General features: G+C 71.6%; 12 protein-coding genes. 6 read left to right on the top strand and 6 right to left on the bottom strand.

Annotated features, from left to right (window positions below; all coding sequences use genetic code 11):
• Positions 1–3: 3 nt before the first annotated feature.
• The gene (locus ACFYX3_RS18855; RefSeq protein ID WP_116165302.1) at positions 4–342 is read left to right on the top strand and encodes a co-chaperone YbbN; all 339 of its coding nucleotides are present in this window, start codon (positions 4–6) and stop codon (positions 340–342) included.
• Positions 343–489: 147 nt separating this feature from the next.
• On the top strand, positions 490–2,727 hold the full coding sequence (locus ACFYX3_RS18850; protein ID WP_389014461.1) for a HelD family protein: 2,238 nt from the start codon (positions 490–492) through the stop codon (positions 2,725–2,727).
• Here ACFYX3_RS18850 and glgB read toward each other — a convergent pair.
• The 4 genes from glgB to ACFYX3_RS18830 all read right to left on the bottom strand — a co-directional run bounded on the left by glgB (position 2,714) and on the right by ACFYX3_RS18830 (position 10,361).
• Positions 2,714–4,945, bottom strand: coding sequence for a 1,4-alpha-glucan branching enzyme (gene glgB, locus ACFYX3_RS18845; protein ID WP_389014458.1), 2,232 nt, complete (start codon positions 4,943–4,945; stop codon positions 2,714–2,716). The two genes, ACFYX3_RS18850 and glgB, sit on opposite strands and share 14 nt — an antisense overlap.
• A gap of 178 nt (positions 4,946–5,123) precedes the next feature.
• The gene (locus ACFYX3_RS18840) at positions 5,124–6,461 is read right to left on the bottom strand and encodes a maltokinase (protein WP_389014455.1); all 1,338 of its coding nucleotides are present in this window, start codon (positions 6,459–6,461) and stop codon (positions 5,124–5,126) included.
• A 223-nt stretch (positions 6,462–6,684) separates the two neighbouring features.
• On the bottom strand, positions 6,685–8,379 hold the full coding sequence (treS, locus tag ACFYX3_RS18835) for a maltose alpha-D-glucosyltransferase (protein ID WP_352027710.1): 1,695 nt from the start codon (positions 8,377–8,379) through the stop codon (positions 6,685–6,687).
• On the bottom strand, positions 8,376–10,361 hold the full coding sequence (locus ACFYX3_RS18830; protein ID WP_389014452.1) for an alpha-1,4-glucan--maltose-1-phosphate maltosyltransferase: 1,986 nt from the start codon (positions 10,359–10,361) through the stop codon (positions 8,376–8,378). The genes treS and ACFYX3_RS18830 overlap by 4 nt, the downstream gene beginning before the upstream one ends.
• A gap of 155 nt (positions 10,362–10,516) precedes the next feature.
• On the opposite strand from ACFYX3_RS18830, the gene ACFYX3_RS18825 reads away from it, so the two are divergent.
• The 3 genes from ACFYX3_RS18825 (at position 10,517) to glgP (ending at position 17,021) form a co-directional block, all read left to right on the top strand.
• Complete coding sequence (locus ACFYX3_RS18825) at positions 10,517–11,680, top strand: RNA-guided endonuclease InsQ/TnpB family protein (protein ID WP_389014449.1); 1,164 nt, start codon at positions 10,517–10,519, stop codon at positions 11,678–11,680.
• A 514-nt stretch (positions 11,681–12,194) separates the two neighbouring features.
• Positions 12,195–14,216, top strand: a complete 2,022-nt coding sequence (locus ACFYX3_RS18820; protein ID WP_389014446.1) for a hypothetical protein — start codon at positions 12,195–12,197, stop codon at positions 14,214–14,216.
• A gap of 255 nt (positions 14,217–14,471) precedes the next feature.
• Entirely contained in the window at positions 14,472–17,021 is a 2,550-nt protein-coding gene (glgP, locus tag ACFYX3_RS18815) for an alpha-glucan family phosphorylase (protein WP_389014442.1), read from the top strand.
• Positions 17,022–17,129: 108 nt separating this feature from the next.
• On the opposite strand, the gene ACFYX3_RS18810 is transcribed toward glgP, so the two are convergent.
• Together ACFYX3_RS18810 and ACFYX3_RS18805 are read right to left on the bottom strand one after the other, a co-directional pair.
• A complete protein-coding gene (locus ACFYX3_RS18810) occupies positions 17,130–19,160 on the bottom strand; it encodes a M4 family metallopeptidase (protein ID WP_389014439.1) in 2,031 nt (676 codons plus the stop codon).
• A gap of 240 nt (positions 19,161–19,400) precedes the next feature.
• Positions 19,401–20,306, bottom strand: coding sequence for a TetR/AcrR family transcriptional regulator C-terminal domain-containing protein (locus ACFYX3_RS18805; RefSeq protein WP_389014436.1), 906 nt, complete (start codon positions 20,304–20,306; stop codon positions 19,401–19,403).
• A 126-nt stretch (positions 20,307–20,432) separates the two neighbouring features.
• Between ACFYX3_RS18805 and ACFYX3_RS18800 the strand changes: the two genes are divergently transcribed.
• Positions 20,433–21,917, top strand: coding sequence for an MFS transporter (locus tag ACFYX3_RS18800; RefSeq protein ID WP_389014433.1), 1,485 nt, complete (start codon positions 20,433–20,435; stop codon positions 21,915–21,917).
• Positions 21,918–21,936 lie beyond the last annotated feature (19 nt).

Genomic DNA, 21,936 nt, shown 5'->3' with positions numbered 1-21,936 from the left:
GACATGACGACGTACGCGGAGGGCGTGGCCCGGGTCACGGACGCGGACTTCGGCACGGAGGTGCTGGGCGCCGGGCTGCCGGTCCTGGTGAAGTTCACGGCGGAGTGGTGCGGGCCCTGCCGGCAGATGAAGCCGGTGCTCGGCGCGCTCGCCGCCGAGGAGGCGGAGCGGCTGCGCATCGTGGAGGTCGATGTGGACCACAGCCCGGAGACCGCGCTGAGGTACGGGATCCTCGGGACGCCGACCTTCGTGGTGTTCCGCGGGGGCGAGCCCGTGAAGTCGATCGTCGGCGCCCGCCCGAAGCGCCGCCTCCTGGCGGAACTGGAGGACGTGCTGGCCTGAGCGGTCCGACACCGAGGCATACAGAAATACCCCGACTAGAATTGACAGTCGGGGTATTGCATCGCGTATATTCATTGATTCCGTGTCCGGGCACACCGGAAACGCGGAGAAGTTCAATAAACGCACTGTATCGCGCCGGGAGTCGAATTGTCAACCGAGGAATTTCGGAATGAGCAGCGATTCATCACCGATCTCTACGCACGACTCGACGACCTGAGGGACCAGGCCGAAGCCGCCGTCGAGCGGGCGCTGCGCACCCCCGGGGTCGGCAGCAGCCAGGGACGGCTCGAACGGGACGTGATGGTCGCCGAGCAGTCCGGGCTGCTCTCCGCGCTCAACGCCGGGGAGAGCGGGCTCTGCTTCGGCCGGCTCGTCTTCAAGGACGGCCGCGACCACCACATCGGCCGGCTCGGCATCCGCGAGGACGACCCGAACCGCACCCCGCTCGTCGTCGACTGGCGCGCCGAGATCGCCCGCCCCTTCTACCTCGCCACCGGGTACGAGCCGATGGGGCTCTCCCGCCGCCGGCACATCACCACCCAGGGGCGCGAGGTCGTCTCCCTCCACGACGAGGTCCTCGACCTCGCCGACGCCACCCGCACCGGCCACGAGAGCCGGGACGCCGACGAGGTGCTGCTCGCCGCGCTCGACGCCGCCCGCACCGGCCGCATGCACGACATCGTGCAGACCATCCAGGCCGAGCAGGACGCCATCATCCGCTCCCCGCACCGAGGGGTCCTCGTCGTCGAGGGCGGCCCCGGCACCGGCAAGACCGCCGTCGCCCTGCACCGCGCCGCGTACCTCCTCTACGCGCACCGCGAGCAGCTCGCCAAGCGGGCCGTCCTCATCGTCGGCCCCAACCCCGCCTTCCTCGGCTACATCGGCAACGTGCTGCCCTCCCTCGGCGAGACCGGCGTCCTCCTCGCCACCCCCGCCGAGCTGTTCCCCGGCGTCCGCGCCACCGGTACGGACACCCCGCGCGCCGCCGCCGTGAAGGGCGCCGCCGCCATGGCCGACGCGCTCGCCGAAGCCGTACGGGACCGCCAGCAGGTCCCCGAGCGCGGCGAACCGCTGATCGTGCCCCACGAGGACGGCGACCTGGTCATCGACTGGGACATGGCCCTCGAAGCCCGCCACAAGGCCCGCGAGACCTTCCTCCCGCACAACCTCGCCCGCCCCTACTTCGCCTTCCGGATCCTCGACGCGCTCGCCGAGCAGCTCGCCGACCGCATCGGCGCCGACCCCTACGGCGGCCCCAACTTCCTCGGCCCCGACGACATCGCCCTGCTCGCCAAGGGCATCGCCGCCAACCCCGACGTCCACGCCGCCATCGACACCCTGTGGCCGCCGCTCACCCCGCAGGAGTTCCTCGCCGACTACCTCGCCGAGCCCACGCACCTCGGATCCGAGGCCGACGCCGAGGCGATCCGCCGCGACGGCGGGGCCTGGACACCCGCCGACGTACCCCTCCTCGACGAGGCCGCCGAACTCCTCGGCCAGGACGACTCCGCCGCCCGCGCCGCCGAGGAGGCCGAGCGGCAGAAGCAGATCCAGTACGCGCAGGGCGTCCTCGACGTCTCCTTCGCCTCCCGCACCTACGAGTTCGAGGACAAGGAGGAGCTCGACAAGGACGCCTCCGAGGTCCTCTCCGCCCACGACATCATCGACGCCGAGCGCTTCGCCGAGCGGCACGAGGAGGCCGACCACCGCACCGCCGCCGAGCGGGCCGCCGCCGACCGCACCTGGGCCTTCGGCCACATCATCGTCGACGAGGCCCAGGAGCTCTCCGCCATGGCCTGGCGGCTCCTCATGCGCCGCAGCCCCAGCCGCTCCATGACCCTCGTCGGCGACCCCGCCCAGACCGGCGACCCGGCCGGCGTCGGCGCCTGGGAGTCCATCCTCGGCCCGTACGTCGAGGACCGCTGGGACCACGTCCGGCTCGGCGTCAACTACCGCACGCCCGCCGAGATCATGGCGGTCGCCGCCGAGGTCCGCAGGGAGGACGACCCCGGCTTCGAACCGCCCCGCTCGGTGCGCTCCACCGGCGTCGAGCCCTGGGACCGGACCGTGGACGACCCGGTGAAGGAGGCCGCCGACGCGGTCGCCGCCGAACTCCGGGAGGAGGGCCGGACCGCCGTGATCGCCCCGGCGGAGTTCCACCCCGGTCTGATCGCGGCGCTCCCCGACGCCTCGTACGGCCCGAAGCCCGACCTCACCCGGCCCGTCGTCCTCCTCGACCCCCGGCAGGCGAAGGGCCTCGAATTCGACACGGTCCTCGTCGTCGATCCGGACGGCATCCGGACCGGCGCCACGCACGGCGTCAACGACCTGTACGTGGCGCTGACCAGGGCCACCCAGCGGCTCGGTGTGATCAGGCCGGCCTGAGCCAGACCGTCGCGAGCGGCGGCAGCGTCATCCGCACGCTCGCCTCGCGGCCGTGCCACGGCACCGACTCGGTCTTCACCGGGTCGGTGCCCACCACGTCCGAGCCGCCGTACCGCGCCGCGTCCGTGTTCAGGACCTCCGCCCAGGCCGCGAACGCGTCCGGCACCCCGAGCCGGTAGTCGTGCCGCACCACCGGCGAGAAGTTGCACACCGCGAGCAGCGGCGAGCCGAAGCCGTCGAACCGCAGGAACGCGAAGACGTTGTCCTCCGCCGCGTCCCCCGCCACCCACTGGAAACCGTCCGGGACGGTGTCCCGCTCCCACAGCGACGGCGTCGCCGTGTACACCGTGTTCAGGTCCCGGACGAGGTCCCGCACCCCCCGGTGGTCCGCCTCCGCCCCGTACGCCGGATCGAGCAGCCACCAGTCGGGCCCGTGGTCCGCCGACCACTCCGCGCCCTGCGCGAACTCCTGCCCCATGTAGAGCAGCTGCTTGCCCGGGTGCGCCCACATGAAGCCCAGGTACGCGCGGTGGTTGGCGCGCTGCTGCCACCAGTCGCCCGGCATCTTCGACACCAGCGACCGCTTGCCGTGCACCACCTCGTCGTGCGAGATCGGCAGGATGTAGTTCTCGCTGTACGCGTACACCATCGAGAACGTCATCTCGTGGTGGTGGTACTTGCGGTGCACCGGCTCCTTCTCCACGTACTGGAGCGAGTCGTGCATCCAGCCCATGTTCCACTTCATGCCGAAGCCCAGACCGCCGAAGCCGCCGGGACCCACCTGGTCCGTCGCCCGCGTCACCCCGTCCCAGGCCGTCGACTCCTCGGCGAACGTGACGACGCCGGGGCAGCGGCGGTACACCGTGGCGTTCATCTCCTGGAGGAAGCGGACCGCGTCCAGGTTCTCCCGGCCCCCGAACTCGTTCGGCACCCACTCGCCGTGCTCCCGCGAGTAGTCCAGGTAGAGCATCGACGCGACCGCGTCCACCCGCAGCCCGTCCACGTGGAACTCCTGGCACCAGTACACGGCGTTGGCGACGAGGAAGTTCCGCACCTCCTTGCGGCCGTAGTCGAACTCCAGGGTCCCCCAGTCGGGATGGTGCGAACGGCGTGGGTCCTCGTGCTCGTACAGCGGACGCCCGTCGAACTCCGCGAGCGCCCAGTCGTCCTTCGGGAAGTGCGCCGGCACCCAGTCCATGAGCACCCCGATCCCCGCCCGGTGCAGCGCGTCGACCAGGAACCGGAAGTCGTCCGGGGTGCCCATGCGGGCCGTCGGCGCGTAGAACCCGGTGACCTGGTAGCCCCAGGACCCGCCGAAGGGGTGCTCGGTGACCGGCATCAGCTCGACATGCGTGAACCCGAGATCGCGGACGTACGCGGGCAGCTGCTCGGCGAGCTGCCGATACGTCAGCCCCGGCCGCCAGGACGGCAGGTGTACCTCGTAGACGGAGATCGGCGCCTCGTGCGGCGGGCGCGCCCCGCGCCGCTCCATCCACTCCGCGTCCTCCCACGTGTAGTGCGACGCGGTGACGATCGACGCGGTGTTCGGCGGGCACTCCGTACGACGCGCCATCGGGTCCGCGCGGACGGTGTGCGAACCGTCGGGCCGCGTGATGTCGTACTTGTAGACCGCGCCCTCGCCGACCCCCGGCACGAACAGCTCCCACACGCCCGTCGACCCCAGCGAACGCATCGGCAGCGCCGTGCCGTCCCAGTGCGTGAAGTCACCCGTGACCCGCACCCCGCGCGCGTTCGGCGCCCACACGGCGAAGCGGGTGCCGGCCACGCCCTCGTGGGTCATGGGGTGCGAGCCGAGCGCCGTCCACAGCTCCTCGTGCCGGCCCTCGCCGATCAGATGCAGGTCGAGATCGCCGAGGGCCGGCAGGAAGCGGTACGGGTCGTGCACGGGCATCTCGTCCCCGTCGTACCGCACCCGCAGCTCGTACGCCGGGACCTTCCGCAGCAGCGGGACGAACACCGAGAACAGTCCGTCGCCGTCGTCGTCCATCAGGAGCCGCTTGCCCTTGGTGAGGACGGCGACCTCCTTCGCCCACGGGCGCAGCGCCCTGATGACGACCCCGCCCTTCACCGGATGCGCGCCGAGCAGACCGTGCGGATCGTGATGCTCCCCGGCGAGCAGCCGGGCCCGGTCACCCGGGTCGAGCGCGGGCGCCTTCCGTACGGTGCTGGACTTCTTGCCTGAGGAACGGCCGGTCACGGGGGTGCCTCCTGGGGGCAGGGGAAGGGGCTACGGGAACGGAACGGTGATGCGAGGGGCCGGGACACTCGGCCGAACGGGGCGTGTCGGGCTTTCGCAGGCGGGGGGCGGTGCGGCGGGCGGCCGGACTGCGCCGAACGTGTCGGGCCCGCCCGTCGTGGGCCCGACACGTCGCGGTTCATCGGGCCGCGAGGCGTTCGATCGCGGACATCGGGACCGGGAGCCAGTCCGGACGGTGGCGGGCCTCGTAGACCACCTCGTACACCGCCTTGTCCGTCTCGTAGGCCCGCAGGAGCGCCGGGTCGGCCCGGGGGTCGGTGCCCGACGCCTCCGCGTAGCCCGTGCAGTACGCCGCCCGGCAGCGGGAGGCCCAGTCCGCGTTCCAGGGCCGGTGCGTGCGGGCCGCGTAGTCGAAGGAGCGGAGCATTCCGGCGACGTCGCGGACGGTGGGCTGGGGGCTGCGCCGTTCGTCCAGCGGCTTCGCGGGCTCGCCCTCGAAGTCGATGACGGCCCAGCCGCCGTCGGAGCCGCGCAGGGTCTGCCCCAGGTGCAGGTCCCCGTGGATGCGCTGCACCGCGGCCCCGCCGCTCGCCGCGGCGAACACGGCCCGCAGGCCCGGCACGTACGGCAGCAGGGCCGGCACGGCCTGCGCCGCCGCGTGGAGGCGCCGGTCCATCGCGGCGGCGAGCTGCTCGGTCTCCGCGCGGGCCAGGCGCCGGGTGGGGAGCGCCTCGGCGAGGGCCAGATGGACCTCGGCGGTGGCGCGGCCGAGGGCCCTGGCCTCGATCGTGAACTCCCGTCCGTCGGCGAGCGAGTCGAGGGCGAGCCGCCAGCCGTCCCGGGAGTCCCGGAGGTAGGGCTGGAGGACGCCGAGGGTGGAGGCCCCGGACTCGAACCAGGCGACGGGCGCCGGGACCCGGGCGCAGCCGGCCCGGCTCAGCGCCAGGGGGAGTTCCAGGTCCGGATTCGCGCCGGGGCTGACGCGCCGGAAGATCTTCAGGATGAACGAATCTCCAAAGACCAGAGACGAGTTGGACTGCTCGGCGTCCAGCATGCGCGGGGCCAGGGCGGGCGGCAGCGCCGTGGTGGCGTGGAAGCGGAGGGGGCCCGTGCGGCCCGGGGTGCGCAGCCGCTCGTAGAGGAGGCCGGCGAGCCGCGGGTCGCGCAGCCCTTCGTACACGGCGCGTCCGGCGAGCGGCCCCTGCCTGATCCGCCCGATCAGGGCGGGGCCGAGGCGGGGCGGGAGCTGGGTCCGTACGCCCAGGAGCAGTTGGTAGCAGTCGGCGGGGGTGTCGGCCGGGCGGCCGGGCTGTTCGACTCGTACGAGGAGGTGGAGGAGTCCGGGCCCGGTGCCGTCCAGGGGCAGCAGCTCGGTCGCCGCGTCCAGCGTGAATCCGGTGACCCGGCGGCCCTTGCCCGCGAACCAGCGCTGCCGTGGCAGCCATTCGTGGAGCAGGGGGGCGAGGGACGGGAGGAGGGCGTCCGGGGCCCGGGTGGTGGATGCGGTCTCCGGCATGGCATCGCGTCCTTTCCCCGGGGTGCGCAAGTGGAGTTCGTAGGCATTCAAATGCGCAGATTGTCCCGGATTGCGGCTGTGGCTGTCCGGATGTGCGGGACGTGTCGGAAAGGGAAGATCCGTATGGGCCTGGCGAGAAGGCCCGTATGGACCCGAATCGTGTGTCGTTCACAGTGCCCAGGGTGGGACGGGGGAAACCGCCCCACCCGGAACTGGCTTCGGCTCAGGCCTTCTTGAGACGGAACCAGTAGAAGCCGTGTCCCGCAAGGGTCAGGAGGTAGGGCAGCTGTCCGATGGCCGGGAACTGCACCCCGCCGATGAGCTCCACGGGTCGCGTGCCGTCGAAGCGCCGCAGGTCGAGCTCGGTGGGCTGGGCGTGCCGCGAGAAGTTGTTCACGCAGAGGACCAGATCGTCGCCGTCCTCCCTCAGGAAGGCGAGCACCGCCGGGTTGGACGCCGGGAGTTCCGTGTACGTCCCCGTCCCGAAGGCGCGGTTCTGCTTACGGATCTCGATCATCCGCTTCGTCCAGTGGAGCAGCGAGGACGGCGAGGCCATGCCCGCCTCGACGTTGGTCACCTGGTAGCCGTGGACCGGGTCCATGATGGCCGGCAGGTAGAGCCGTCCCGGGTCGCAGGAGGAGAAGCCCGCGTTCCGGTCGGGGGTCCACTGCATCGGGGTCCGCACCCCGTCCCGGTCGCCGAGCCAGATGTTGTCGCCCATGCCGATCTCGTCGCCGTAGTACAGCACCGGCGAGCCGGGCAGCGAGAAGAGCAGGGCGGTGAACAGCTCCATCTGCTTGCGGTCGTTGTCGAGGAGCGGGGCGAGCCGCCGCCGGATGCCGATGTTGGCCCGCATGCGCGGGTCCTTGGCGTACTCGGCGTACATGTAGTCGCGCTCTTCGTCCGTGACCATCTCGAGCGTGAGCTCGTCGTGGTTGCGCAGGAAGATGCCCCACTGGCAGCCGGAGGGGATCTCCGGGGTCTTCGCCAGGATCTCGGAGACCGGGTAGCGGGACTCGCGCCGCACGGCCATGAAGATCCGCGGCATGACCGGGAAGTGGAAGGCCATGTGGCACTCGTCGCCGCCGGAGCGGAAGTCGCCGAAGTAGTCGACGACGTCCTCCGGCCACTGGTTGGCCTCGGCGAGCAGCACCGTGTCCGGGTAGTGGTCGTCGATCTCCTTGCGGACCCGCTTGAGGAAGGCGTGGGTGGCCGGGAGGTTCTCGCAGTTGGTGCCCTCCTGCTGGTACAGGTACGGCACCGCGTCGAGCCGGAAGCCGTCGATCCCCAGGTCCAGCCAGAACTTCAGCGCGGACAGGATCTCCTCCTGCACCGCCGGGTTCTCGTAGTTGAGGTCCGGCTGGTGCGAGAAGAACCGGTGCCAGTAGTACTGCTTGCGGACCGGGTCGAAGGTCCAGTTGGAGGTCTCGGTGTCGACGAAGATGATCCGGGCGTCCGCGTACTGCTTGTCGTCGTCCGCCCAGACGTAGTAGTCGCCGTACGGGCCTTCCGGATCGCGCCGCGACTCCTGGAACCACGGGTGCTGGTCGCTGGTGTGGTTCATGACGAAGTCGATGACCACGCGCATGCCGCGCTGGTGGGCCGCGTCGACGAACTCCACGAAGTCGGCGAGGTCGCCGAACTCGGGGAGCACCGACGTGTAGTCGGCGACGTCGTAGCCCCCGTCCCGCAGCGGGGACTTGAAGAACGGCGGAAGCCAGAGGCAGTCCACGCCCAGCCACTGGAGGTAGTCCAGCTTGGACGTGATGCCCTTCAGGTCGCCGACGCCGTCGCCGTTGCTGTCCTGGAAGGAGCGGACGAGGACCTCGTAGAACACCGCCCGCTTGAACCAGTCGGGATCGCGGTCCTTGGCGGGGGTGTCCTCGAAGGTGTCGGGGACGGGCTCGTTGACAGTCATGATGTGGGTGACCCTCCGGTCTGCGGGGACGGTCGCAGGACGAGGACGTGCGCGGGCGTGACACCCGGTTCCAGACGCACGTAGCTGGCCCTGCCCCAGTGATAGGTCTCGCCGGTGAGCTCGTCGCGCACCGGCACGGTCTCGTGCCAGTCGAGGCCGAGTTCCGGCATGTTCAACGAGAGTGAAGCCTCATGGGTGTGGTGCGGGTCGAGGTTGACGACCACCAGAACGATGTTCGAACCCGAGCGCTTCGAGTACGCGATCACCTGCGGGTTGTCGGTGTCGTGGAAGGTCAGGTTCCGCAGCCGGCGGAGGGCCGGGTGGCGGCGCCTGATCCGGTTCAGGGCGGTGATCAGCGGGGTGATCGTCGCCCCGGACCGCTCCGCCGACTCCCAGTCGCGGGGCCTGAGTTCGTACTTCTCCGAGTCGAGGTACTCCTCGCTGCCGTCCCGCAGCGGGGTGTTCTCGCACAGCTCGTACCCGGCGTACATGCCCCAGGACGGCGACAGCGTCGCCGCGAGCACCGCCCGCGCCTCGAACGCGGGCCGGCCGCCCTCCTGGAGGTAGGCGTGCAGGATGTCGGGGGTGTTCACGAAGAGGTTCGGCCGCATCAGCGCGGCCGTCTCCCCGGACAGCTCGGTGAGGTACTCCGTCAGCTCCTCCTTGGTGTTGCGCCAGGTGAAGTACGTGTACGACTGCTGGAAACCGATCGCGCCGAGCGTCCGCATCATCGCCGGGCGGGTGAACGCCTCCGCCAGGAAGATCACGTCCGGGTCCGCGCCGTTGATCTCGCCGATCACCCGCTCCCAGAACACCACCGGCTTGGTGTGCGGGTTGTCGACGCGGAAGATCCGGATGCCGTGGTCCATCCAGAACCGCAGCACCCGCACGGTCTCCGCGACGATCCCGTCCATGTCCTTGTCGAACGCGATCGGATAGATGTCCTGGTACTTCTTCGGCGGGTTCTCCGCGTACGCGATCGAACCGTCCGGACGGTGGTGGAACCACTCCGGGTGCTTCTCCACCCACGGATGGTCCGGGGAGCACTGGAGCGCGAAGTCCAGCGCGATCTCCAGGCGCAGCTCCCGAGCCCGCGCGACGAACGCGTCGAAGTCCTCGAAGGTCCCCAGGTCCGGGTGGAGCGCGTCGTGCCCGCCCTCCGGCGAACCGATCGCCCACGGCACGCCGACGTCGCTCGGCGACGCCGACAGGGAGTTGTTCGGTCCCTTGCGGTGGGTCTCGCCGATCGGGTGCACCGGCGGCAGGTAGACGACGTCGAAGCCCATCGCGGCGACCGCCGGGAGCCGTTCGGCCGCGGTGCGGAAGTTCCCCGGGACCGTACGACCCTTGACCTTCCGCACGCCCTCCGAGCGCGGGAAGAACTCGTACCAGGAGCCGAACAGGGCCCGCTCGCGCTCCACCTGGAGCGGCAACGCGGGGGAGGCGGAGAGGAGTTCGCGCAGCGGGTGGCGGTCCAGGGCGTCGACGACCTGCGGGGCGAGCGCCGCCGCGAGCCGCACCGCCGCGGGGCGCGACACGTCGCGCAGCACGTCCGCCGCCGCGAGCACGGCCTCCCGGCCGCCGCCCTTCTTCGGGACGCCCTTCGCGGCCCGCTCGTGCAGCTCCGCGCCCTCGGCGAGGACCAGTTCGGAGTCGATCCCGGCCGGGATCTTGATCCTCGCCGTGTGGCGCCAGGTGGCCACCGGGTCGCTCCACGCCTCCACGGTGTACGTCCACAGGCCCTCGGCGTCGGGGGTGACCTCGGCACCCCACCGGTCGGTGCCCGGGGCGAGTTCGCGCATCGGGGTCCAGGGTCCTGGCCGGCCCGACGGCCCGCGCAGCACGACATTGGCGGCGACCGCGTCGTGGCCCTCGCGGAAGACGGTCGCCGTCACCTCGAAGGACTCTCCGGCCACCGCCTTCGCGGGGCGCCGGCCGCAGTCGACCAGTGGGCGGACGTCCAGTACGGGAATGCGTCCCATGAGCGGATTCACAGGGCTTCCCGTCTGGGAGCCGGGTCCTTCGTGGACGGAAGGGGAGGCGTCCTTGGAGCGGAGCCGCATGGTCGCGGTGCTCTCTCCGGCGTGCTCTGAGGGCAATTTGCTCTCCGATGGTCGATCTTACTAGCGTGATTTGCGTGAAGTTCGCAGCGCAGGTGAAGTTGTCGCCTGCGTCCACGCATGACGCGGACGCGCTGGCAGCGACCCTGCGTGCCTGCAACCGGGCCGCGAACCATGCTTCCGAGGTGGCGTTCGCCGAAGACCTCAAGCGGCGGAACGTGTTGCAGCGGGAGGTGTACTTCGCTCTCAAGGCGGACTATGACCTCGGGGCCCAGCCCGCTGTGCGGGTGGTGAAGAAGGTCTGCGACGCCTACGCCACCCTGAAGGCGGACGCCAAGGCCGGGAACCTCGGCCGGGAGGGTTCGAAGCGCCGTCTCCGGGCGGAGTCGAAGCCGATCGTCTTCCGTGAGGACGCGGCCCAGCCGTTCGACGACCGCATCCTGACGTGGAACCTCGACGCCCGCACGGTGTCGATCTGGACGGTGGCCGGTCGGATCGAGCACATCCCGTTCGCCTGCTCGGATCAGGCATTCGATCTCCTGGCTTCCCGTAAAGGGGAGTCGGACCTGGTGCTGCGGGACGGCATGTTCTTCCTGATCGCCACCGTCGACCTGCCCGAGCCCGAGGCGTTCGAGCCGGAAGGCTTCCTCGGCGTGGACCTGGGCATCGTCAACATCGCCACCACCTCGGACGGCGAGATCATGGCCGGACGGAGGCTCAACCGGTACCGGCAGCGGCACCGTGACCTGCGGCAGAAGCTGCAGAGGAAGCGCACCAAGTCCGCGAAGCGGGTATTGAAGCGTGTCCGTCGCCGTGAGGCGAGGCACGCCGCCAACACCAACCACATCATCGCCAAGAAGATCGTCGCCACCGCTGAACGCACCTCGCGCGGGATCGCCCTGGAAGACCTCTCGGGCATCCGGCAGAGGGTTACGGCCAAGAAGGACCAGCGGGCACGACTGCACTCCTGGGCGTTCGCTCAACTCGGCGGTTTCGTCGAGTACAAGGCACGCCGGGCGGGGGTGCCCGTGGTCTTCGTGGACCCGCGCGACACCTCCCGCCAGTGCTCGGAGTGCAAGCACACCCACCGCACGAACAGGGTGACCCAGGCACGGTTCGTCTGCCGGTCCTGCGGGGCCGTTCTGCACGCGGACCACAACGGCTCCCGCAACATCGCCCACCGGGGCGAGGCCGTGCGGAAGCGGGGCGCGGTCAACCGCCCCAGAACCAGCCCACGCTGATTCCGGACGCAGGGGACCACGCGGCAGCCGGTCGCGCTCCACTTGCAATCACGGCCTTTCGCGGATCGGGTGACGAACTCGGTCCTTCGAGGCCGAGAAGTCGACAGCATCACCTGACGGTTGTCGGGGGTGCGGATGGTGGTGCGCTCTTTTTAGCTCCGTCGACGGCCGGCGGGTTGCGGGCATGACGGCTCCTGTCCGCGTTCACTCGAATGGCGGGTCCACAGGGATGAACAGAGAGGAACAGAGGGCTCGGGGAGACGGGTTCGGGGGTCGTACCGCAGGAGCCTTCCCACGGTTCTCGGGTGGGCAATCCGGCGCCTTGTTAACTACTCGGACGTAGCGACACCGGCAAGCACACGACCCGGACAAGAAAGAAGCCCCGTCTTTGTGGGGCGACCCGGTTCCCCTCGCAGGGGAAAACATTTGCGAGTTGAGGCACTGGTGTCCCGTCTGACACCATCCCCACCTTCGGTGCGCACGAGCCACCGCCGATCCGGGGGGATCGCATCACGTGAAGAGACCTGCCCGTCCGAGACGCGTCCCGGCCTTCGCCGTGACCGCCGCCCTCGCCCTGGCGATGACCTGGGGGAGCACGGCCCCGGCCGCCGCGCACCGGGACGGGTGCCACCGCTGGCACTCCTGCCCGTCCGACTCCGGCTCGTACGTCTGCGGCGACCTGGGCTACACCAGCGAGTGCGGCGGCTCGCTGCCCGGCTCGGACGGTGACACGGGGAGCGGCGCCGGCTCGGGTGTCGGGAACTCCGAGCCGTACGACATCGTGCCGCCCGACATCCCGACCGTCACGAGCCCCGCGGCGGGCGCGGGCGGCAGGGTCACGCTCACCGTCACCGCCGAGCGCGGCTCGACCATCGAGGTGCACGACGCGGACGGCGTCACGGTGACCAAGGCCGACGCGACCGGATCCGCCCAGCGGATCGGCTTCACCGCGGAGGACGGCGACCACACCTACACGGTCGTGGCGGTCGACCCGGCGGGCAACAGCAGTGACGCCACAGCCGAGTTCACGCTCACCGCGGACGCCACCAAGCCCGACGCCACGCTTGCCGCCGCCTCCGCCGACCCGACTTCCGCGGCCGTCGCCGTGACGCTCGGCGGCGAGCTCGACGACACGTACGAGATACGTGTCGAAGGACGCGAGGAGAAGGCGACCGGCACCTTCGGGCCGACCGGAACGGTGCGCCAGGAGCTGTGGCTGCCGAACGGCAGGCATCGCATCACGGCCTCCGTCCGCGACGCCGCCGGGAACACGACGGTCCGCACCGAGCAGGCCGTCGTCGACCTCGCCGGCCTCCGGCCCCAGATCGCCCACGAGGAGGCCTACTCGACCCGGACCCCCGCCCTGCGGATCACCGGACCGCGCGGCGGCAAGGGCACCCTCACGGTCGCCGACACCCGGGCCGACGTCCTCCTCGACCCGTCCGGACGGGCCACCGTGCCGATCACGCTGTCCGACGGGGCGTACACGGCGGAGGTCACCCTGACCGACCCCTTCGGCCGCCGCGGCACCGCGCGTTCGACCGCCTTCACCGTCGACACGACGCCCCCGGCACTCACCGTCGCCTACGACGCGGAACGGGCCCGCTACGGCGACGCCGTCGTCGATGTCACCGGCGAGAAGGGCCGCCGGGCCGCCATCCGCCTGCCCGACGGAACGACCCGGCAGCTTCTGCTCACCGGCGCCCGTCAGACCGAGACCCTGAACCTGCCGCCGGGTACGTACACGATCATCGTCACGGTCGCCGACGCCGTCGGCAACACCACCCGCAGGACCCTCGACGTCCGCCTGTCCGACGAGTGGACGACCGGAGAGACCCTGCGCGCCGTCCTCTGGTGGCTCGGAGCCCTCGTCCTCCTGGTCGTCGGCGGCGTGCTGCTGTGGCGCGGCCGCCGCCGCGTCATCGTCCGGTACGCCCAGTGGCGCGAGGACGCACGGGTGGCCGCCGAGGAACGTGCCGCACGCGCACGTGAACAGGCCCGGATCCGAGCCAGGGAGACGTACGCGCGCGACATCGCCCAGTGGCAGCGCGAACACGACCGGCTCGCCGAGCTGCTCGACCTGGCCGAAAACCCGCCCGTCAGGGAGTTCACCGGCCCGGACTTCCGCTGGGGCCGGCGCAAGCCCGGAGAGAAGGTGCTCTGGGTGGCCACCGGCGCGCTGGTGGAGGTGCGAACCCGTCAGGGAGCCGGCTACACCGAGCGCACCGAGACGGGTGAGATCGCCGTCACCGACCTCCGCGTGGTGTTCCAGGGGGCTGTCAAGCGGCGTGAATGGGAGTACGGCAAGTGGCTGCACCACCAGCACGACGCCACGGGCCAGACCCTGATCACGGTCACCAACCGGAAGAAGACCTCGGGCGTGGCCTACCCGGGCGCCGACGCCGAGAGGATCCAGGTCGTGATCGACGTGGCGCTTGCGAGGGCCCGCGGAGAGCGGCCCGACGTCACCGACCGGACGCGCGACCGGCTCGCCGAGCACGAACGGCGCAGGCCGGTCGAACCGGTGGGGGTGTGACGTAGGGCCTCCGGCGGTGGGCGCGATGGTGCTCGCCGCCACTGGCGGGCCCGCTGGAGCTCGCGTCCGGCGGTGGGCGCGAGGCCCTCGTCTCCAGCGGTGGGCCCCGCCGCCCGTCGGCCAGGGTGGGCCCGCAGGGCCCCCGCGCGCCCTGGTGGGGACCGGCGGGGTGGCCTAGCCTTCCGGGACGACAGCCGCGGACGCACAGCGTGGTGCTTTCGCTCCGGTCCGTCACTGCCTGCGAAGGTGGACAGCGTGAAGGCAATCCGTCGATTCACCGTGCGTCCCGTCCTCCCCGACACCCTTCGACCCCTCGCCGACCTCGCGCACAACCTGCGCTGGTCCTGGCACGAGCCCACCCGGGCGCTCTTCGCGTCCCTCGCGCCCGAGGGCCTGAGCGGCGCCGACCCCGTGCGGGTACTCGGCGCCCTCGAAGCGCCCCGGCTCGCCGCGCTCGCCGACGACCAGGAGTTCCTGGCCCGGCTGCGCGCTGCCGCCGACGACCTCGACCAGTACCTGCACGCCCCCCGCTGGTACCAGGGCCGGCCCGGCGACGCGCCCGCCGCCGTCGCCTACTTCTCGCCCGAGTTCGGCGTCGCCGCCGCCCTGCCCCAGTACTCCGGCGGCCTCGGCATCCTCGCCGGCGACCACCTCAAGTCCGCCAGCGACCTCGGCGTCCCGCTGATCGGCGTCGGCCTGCTCTACCGGCACGGCTACTTCCGGCAGTCCCTCGGCCGGGACGGCTGGCAGCAGGAGCAGTACCCCGTCCTCGACCCCGGCGAGCTGCCCGTCACCCTGCTCCGCGAGGCCGACGGCACCCCCGCGCGCATCACCCTCGCGCTGCCCGGAGGCCGCAGCCTCCACGCCCATCTGTGGATCGCCCGCGCCGGCCGCGTCCCGCTCCTCATGCTCGACTCCGACGTCGAGGAGAACGCCCCCGGCGAACGGAGCGTCACCGACCGCCTGTACGGCGGCGGCAGCGAGCACCGGCTCCTCCAGGAGATGCTCCTCGGCATCGGCGGCGTCCGCGCCGTCCGCACGTACACCCGGCTCACCGGCCACCCCGCCCCCGAGGTCTTCCACACCAACGAGGGCCACGCCGGCTTCCTCGGTCTCGAACGCGTCCGTGAACTCGGCGGCGAGGGGCTCGACTTCGACGCCGCCCTGGAGGTCGTCCGGGCCGGCACCGTGTTCACCACCCACACCCCCGTCCCCGCCGGCATCGACCGCTTCGACCGGGCCCTCGTCGCCCGCCACCTCGGCGAGGACGGCGCCCTCCCCGGCGTCGACCTCGGCCGGATCCTCGCCCTCGGCGACGAGACCCCGCTGGGTGGCGAACCCGGCGTCTTCAACATGGCCGCCATGGGCCTGCGCCTCGCCCAGCGCGCCAACGGCGTCTCCACCCTCCACGGCGCCGTCAGCCGCTCCATGTTCGCCGGACTCTGGCCGGACTTCGACGCCGGCGAGGTGCCCATCACCTCCATCACCAACGGCGTCCACGCCCCCACCTGGGTCGCCCCCGAGGTCGGCCGGCTCTCCCCGGACGCGAGCGACCGGGAGCTGTGGGAGCTGCGCCGCACCCTGCGCGAACGGCTCGTGACCGACGTACGGGAACGGCTGCGGGCCTCCTGGCGGCAGCGCGGCGCGGCCGCCGCCGAACTCGGCTGGACCGAGACCGTCCTCGACCCCGACGTCCTCACCATCGGCTTCGCCCGCCGCGTCCCCTCGTACAAGCGGCTCACCCTCATGCTGCGCGACAAGGACCGGCTGCGATCCCTCCTCCTCCACCCCGAGCGGCCCGTGCAGCTCGTCGTCGCGGGCAAGGCCCACCCCGCCGACGACGGCGGCAAGCGGCTCGTGCAGGAACTCGTCCGGTTCGCCGACGACCCCCGGGTCCGGCACCGGATCGTCTTCCTGCCCGACTACGGCATGGAGATGGCCCGCGGCCTCTACCCCGGCTGCGACGTCTGGCTCAACAATCCCCTGCGCCCCCTGGAGGCCTGCGGCACGAGCGGGATGAAGGCCGCGCTCAACGGCTGCCTCAACCTGTCCGTCCTCGACGGCTGGTGGGACGAGTGGTACGAGCCCGACTTCGGCTGGGCCATCCCCACCGCCGACGGCGCGGCCGCCGCCGACGAGGACCGCCGCGACGACCTGGAGGCCGCCGCCCTCTACGAGCTCATCGAGCGCCGGGTCGCCCCCCGCTTCTACGACCGCGGCCCCGACGGGGTGCCGGCCGGCTGGACGGCCATGGTCCGGCGGACCCTCGCCGACCTCGGCCCGAAGGTGCTCGCCGACCGGATGGTCCGCGCGTACGTCGAGCAGCTGTACGTACCCGCCGCCGGCTCCCGCCGCGCCCTCACCCCGGACCGGGCGCGGGACCTCGCCGCCTGGAAGGCCCGGGTACGGGCGGCCTGGCCGGCGGTGGCCGTCGACCACGTGGAGATCGGCGACGACCTCGCGGAGGCCGACGCCGAACTCGGCGCGACGCCCGTCGTCCGGGTCCGGGTCGCGCTCGGCGGCCTGGAGCCCGACGACGTCGAGGTGCAGGCCGTCACCGGCCGCGTCGACGCCGACGACACGCTCACCGCCACCCGGACGGTCGCCCTCAAGCCGGCGGGCGGCCCCGACCTGGACGGACGGCAGCCCTACGCCGGCACCCTGGAGCTCGACCGCACCGGCTCCTTCGGCTGCACCGTCCGCGTCCTGCCCGCCCACCCGCTGCTCGCCCACCCGGCCGAGCTCGGCCTCGCGGCCCTGCCGTCCGGGACGACGGGGGAGGGGGCGGGGGTGCTGCTGCGGTAGCTCCCGGGGTGTGACCGGTGCTCCGGACGCGCGGGAGCCCGGAGGGAAGAATCCCTCCGGGCTCCCGCTCCCGTGCGGTGCGGCGTGAGCGCTCACGCGCTCACGCGCTTACGGGAAGGTCAGCTTGAAGCTGTTGATGTAACCGGTGTCCGCGCCGGCCTTGTCCTGGGCGCGGAGCTTCCAGGCGCCGTTCGCGACCTCCGAGGAGGCGTTCACGGTGAAGGTCTGCTGGATGTTGTCGGCGCTGCCGCCGGCCCGGTTGCTCAGGTTGTAGACCGAGCCGTCGGGGGCGATCAGGTCGACGACCAGGTCACCGCTCCAGGTGTGGATGATGTCCACGCCGACCTGGAGGTTGCTCGGAGCGTTGCCGGTGATGCCGGTGACGTTGATCGTCGAGGTGACCGCGGCTCCCGGGGAGTCCGGGATGGCGACGTCGGTGTCGTTGGTGAAGACCGTGCCGCCGCCGGGGTTGCCGCCGCCGGAGCGCGCACCCACGTTGATCGCGGCGAAGGCGTCCTGGACGGCCGCGACCTCGGGGCTGCTCGCGCCGTACAGGTCGGTGGCCGCGGCGATGGCACCCGTGCGGGCGCCCGCGTAGTTGGTCGAGGAGCTGAACTTGGTCGTCAGCGCCTTGAACCAGATCAGGCGGGCCTTGTCGATGCCTATGCCCGTGACCGGCAGGCCGTCGGAGGTCGGCGAGTCGTAGTTCACGCCGTTGATGGTCTTGGTGCCGCTGCCCTCGGAGAGCAGGTAGAAGAAGTGGTTCGCCGGGCCCGAGGAGTAGTGGACGTCGATGTTGCCGATGCCCGAGTACCACGAGTCCTTGGACGAGCCGTCCTTGCTCGGCTTGTCCATGTAGCGCAGCGGGGTGCCGTTGCCGCGGATGTCGATCTTCTCGCCGACGAGGTAGTCGCCCTTGTCGTTGGCGTTGTTGGCGTAGAACTCGACGGCCGCCGCGAAGATGTCCGAGGTGGCCTCGTTGAGGCCGCCGGACTCGCCGCTGTAGATCAGGCCGGCCGTGTTGGAGGTGACGCCGTGCGTCATCTCGTGCGCGGCCACGTCGATCGACGTCAGCGGCTTGGTGTTGTTGGTGCCGTCTCCGTACGTCATGCAGAAGCAGGAGTCGTCCCAGAACGCGTTCACGTAGGCGTTGCCGTAGTGGACGCGGGAGTACGCGCCGACGCCGTCACCGCGGATGCCGGAGCGGCCGTGGACGTTCTTGTAGTAGTCCCACGTGAGCGCGGCACCGTAGTGCGCGTCCGCGCCCGCGGTCTCCTTGTTGGAGGCCAGGCCGTTGCCCCACGTGTCCGTGGTGTTGGTGAACAGCGTCCCGGTGCCCGACGTACCGCCGTTGAGGTTGTACGTCTTGTGGTTGCCGCGGGTGGTGTCCGTCAGCGAGTACGAGGGCGCGGTGCCGAGGGTGACCTGGCCGCTGTACATCGTGTTGCCGATGCCGGTCTCGATGCCCTGCCACTCGAACAGCTTCGCGCCGGACTTGGCGTCCGTGATGACGTGCAGCTGGTTCGGGGTGCCGTCGTGCTGGAGGCCGCCGACGACGGTCTCGTACGCGAGGACGGGCGCGCCCTGGGCCATCCACACGACCTTGCGCGGGGCGCGGTCGGCGGCGGTCTTCTTCGAGCCGTCCGCGGCGGCGAGGCCGAGGGCCTGCTTCTCGGCGGCGGCCGGGGCGACGGAGGCGGCGAGGTCGACGTTCTTGAGCTCGGCGCGGTTCGACTTGATGACCCCGGTCGTGGCGCCGGCCTTGGACTCGTCGACGATCAGGTCGCCGCCGAGGACGGGCAGTCCGGCGTAGGTGCGCTCGTAGCGCGTGTGGGTCGTGCCGTCGCGGTCCTGGACCACGTCACGGACGACCAGCTTCTCCTGGGCGCCGAGGCCGAGGGACTTGGCCGTGGCGGCCTTGTCGGCGTCCGCCGCCTTGATCAGCGCGGCGCGCTGGGCGGGGGAGAGGTCGGCCGGGAGCTTGCCCGGGTTGACCTTGCCGAGGGGCGAGGCCGCGGCGGGGGCGGCACCGAAGGTGCCGGCCGAGGCGGTGCCGGCCTGGACGCCGAGGGTGAGCATGGCGGCGGCGGCGATCAGAGCGCCGGTCGCGGTGGCGCGACGGCTGGGCGTGGATCTCACGCAGACTCCTTATGCGAGGGGGGTACCGGCGGGCTTGGGTGAGTCCGTCCGGGCGGAGCAAGGAGAGCTGTGGAGCATGTACTTGTGACGCGGGACCCGTGTGGGTAGGAACCCGATCGGGTGACGCGGTGAACTCTGGTGCGAAGAACCGGGGAGAGAGTGACAGAACTGACGGGTACCTGTCAGGAGTGCATCGGGAAGTTGGCCGGAAACCGTCCGCTGCCCGAATGTCCGTGTTCGTTAACCGGACGTTTCGTCGATCAGGGTCGCGATGCCGTCCAACGTTCTGCGGAGGCCGAATTCGAAGAGAGACTCCAGGCTCAGTTCGAACCCCCCGTCATGGGCGATCGCGTCGAGCAGGGGGTACGGGCCACCCGACTGCATCGCGTCGAACCGTGGCTCGTTCTGTTCCATCCACTCGTCGTCCGACAGGCCCGTGTCGAGCCGCGCCTGCTCCTCCAGATCGTCCGCCATCGCCAGGCCCTGGACGAACGCGAACAGCGTCAGATGCGCGTGCAGCTTCTGCGACGGCGACAGCGGCGTCTTCCACAGCACCCCCAGCACCCACTCCGTGTACGCCATCGCGTTCGTCGAAAGCACCGGCCGCGAGAGCGAGGCCATCACCTGGGCCATCCACCGGTGCCGCGCGTACACCGCGCGCAGCCAGCGCGCCGCCTGCTCCAGGCCCTGCCGCCAATCCGCCGGCGCCGGCCCCAACGGCACCTCCCCGCACGCCTCGTCCGTCATCAGGCGCACCAGCTCGCCCTTGCCCGGAACGTGCCGGTACAGCGCCATCGCCGACGTGTCGAGCAGGGTCGCCAGTCGGCGCATCGTCACCGCGTTCAGGCCCTCCGCGTCCGCGAGGTCCAGCGCCGTGCGGACGATGCGGGTCCTCGTGAGGGTGCTCGTCGTCGAGTGGCGCGTCTGCTTCGGGTCCACCACCACGGTGCCGACGCCCGGCTCCACCCGTACCAGGCCCTCCTGGCGCAGTGCCGCCAGCGCCTTCGTCGCCGTCGCCATCGCCACGCCCCACTCGCGCGTGATCGCCCGCGTCGACGGCACCCGGTCGCCCGGCGCCGGCTTCCCGGCGAGAATGCGGCGCCGGATCTCGGCGGCGATGGCCAGGTAGGGCGGTTCCGTCGTCATGGGCCGGGAGTGTACTAGTGCACTGTTGCGCCGTACGCGGCCTTGAACAGGGGTTCCGGTGGCGAGTCGGAGGGTGCACTAGGACGTGCGTGGTGGTGTACGCCCGGGTGTTGCTTCGCTGCCCCCATGACACTCACCGCATCTCCTCAGGAGCTCTCCGCCGTCCGGGCCGGGCGGCGTGAATGGACCGCCCTCGGCGTCCTCATGCTTCCCCTGCTCCTCGTCTCCATGGACGTCTCCGTCCTCTACTTCGCGATCCCCTCCATCGCCGCCGACCTCCGGCCCGGCGCGACCCAGCAGCTGTGGATCCTCGACATGTACGGCTTCGTGCTCGCCGGACTCCTCGTCACCATGGGCTCCCTCGGCGATCGCGTCGGGCGCCGCAAGCTCCTCCTCCTCGGCGCCGGCCTCTTCGGCGCCGCGTCGCTCGCGGCCGCCTACGCCAACACTCCCGGCACCCTCATCGGCGCCCGCGCGCTCCTCGGCGTCGCCGGCGCCTGCCTCATGCCGTCCACCCTCGCCCTGATCCGCACCCTCTTCCAGGACCCGGCCCAGCGCGCCAAGGCCGTCACCCTGTGGACCACCGTCATGGCGAGCGGCATCTCCCTCGGGCCCGTCGTCAGCGGCGCGCTGCTCGAACACTTCTGGTGGGGGTCCGTGTTCCTCATCAACCTGCCCGCGATGGTGCTGCTGTTGGTGCTCGCGCCCGTTCTCCTCGGTGAGTCCAGGGGCGATGCCGGGGGTGCCCGGTTCGATGTGCTCAGTGCCGGGCTTTCCCTCGCTGCTCTGCTGCCTGTGATCTACGGGGTCAAGGAGCTTGCCAAGAGCGGGTGGGCTCCTGTGCCCGCCTCGGGAATCGCCGTCGGGGTTGTGCTCGGGCTTGTCTTCGTGCGGCGGCAGGCGCGGCTCTCCCATCCCATGGTCGACCTGCGGCTCGTCCGTACCCCGGCGTACGGCGGTTCCGTCCTCGTCAGCCTGCTCGCCATGGCCGCCACCGTCGGCTTCGCCGTCTTCCTCACGCAGTACCTGCAGTCCGTCCTCGGGCAGAGCCCCCTCGAAGCGGCCCTCTGGAGCCTCGTCCCCGCCGGTGGCGTCATGGTCGCCGCGCCCCTCGCCGCGGCGGTCGCCCAGCGGGTGGACCGGGCGTACGTCATGGGGGGCGGGTTCCTCGTCTCCGCCGGTGGCTTCGCGTGGCTGGCCGCCGTCGACCGCGCCACGCCCCTCTGGGTGGTCCTCGTCGGCAGCGCCGTCTACGCCGCCGGGCTCGTCTCCGCGTTGACCCTCGCCAACGAACTCGCCCTCGGCGCCGCGCCGCCCGAGCGCGCGGGGGCCGCTGCCGCGGTGCTCGAAGCGGGGTCGGAGCTGGGCGGTGCGCTGGGGATGGCCGTCCTCGGGTCCATCGGCGCGGCCGTGTACACCGCGGCGATGCCCTCGTCCGCGCCGGCCGCCGCCCGGGAGACGCTGGGGGGTGCCTTGGGGGGCACTCCTGGTGTTGTCGACGCCGCGCGGAACGCGTTCGTGTCGGCCATGTCCGGGGCCGCTGTGGGGGCCTCCGCCCTGATGCTCCTCGCGGCCTTGCTGTCGCTCGTGGTGCTGCGGCGGCGGGTCTGACGGGGGGCGCCGGGGACGG

The sequence above is a fragment of the Streptomyces sp. NPDC002463 genome (assembly GCF_042889835.1).
GTDB classification, from domain to species: Bacteria; Actinomycetota; Actinomycetes; order Streptomycetales; family Streptomycetaceae; genus Streptomyces; species Streptomyces nymphaeiformis.
This window is presented reverse-complemented; position numbering and strand designations above follow the sequence as displayed.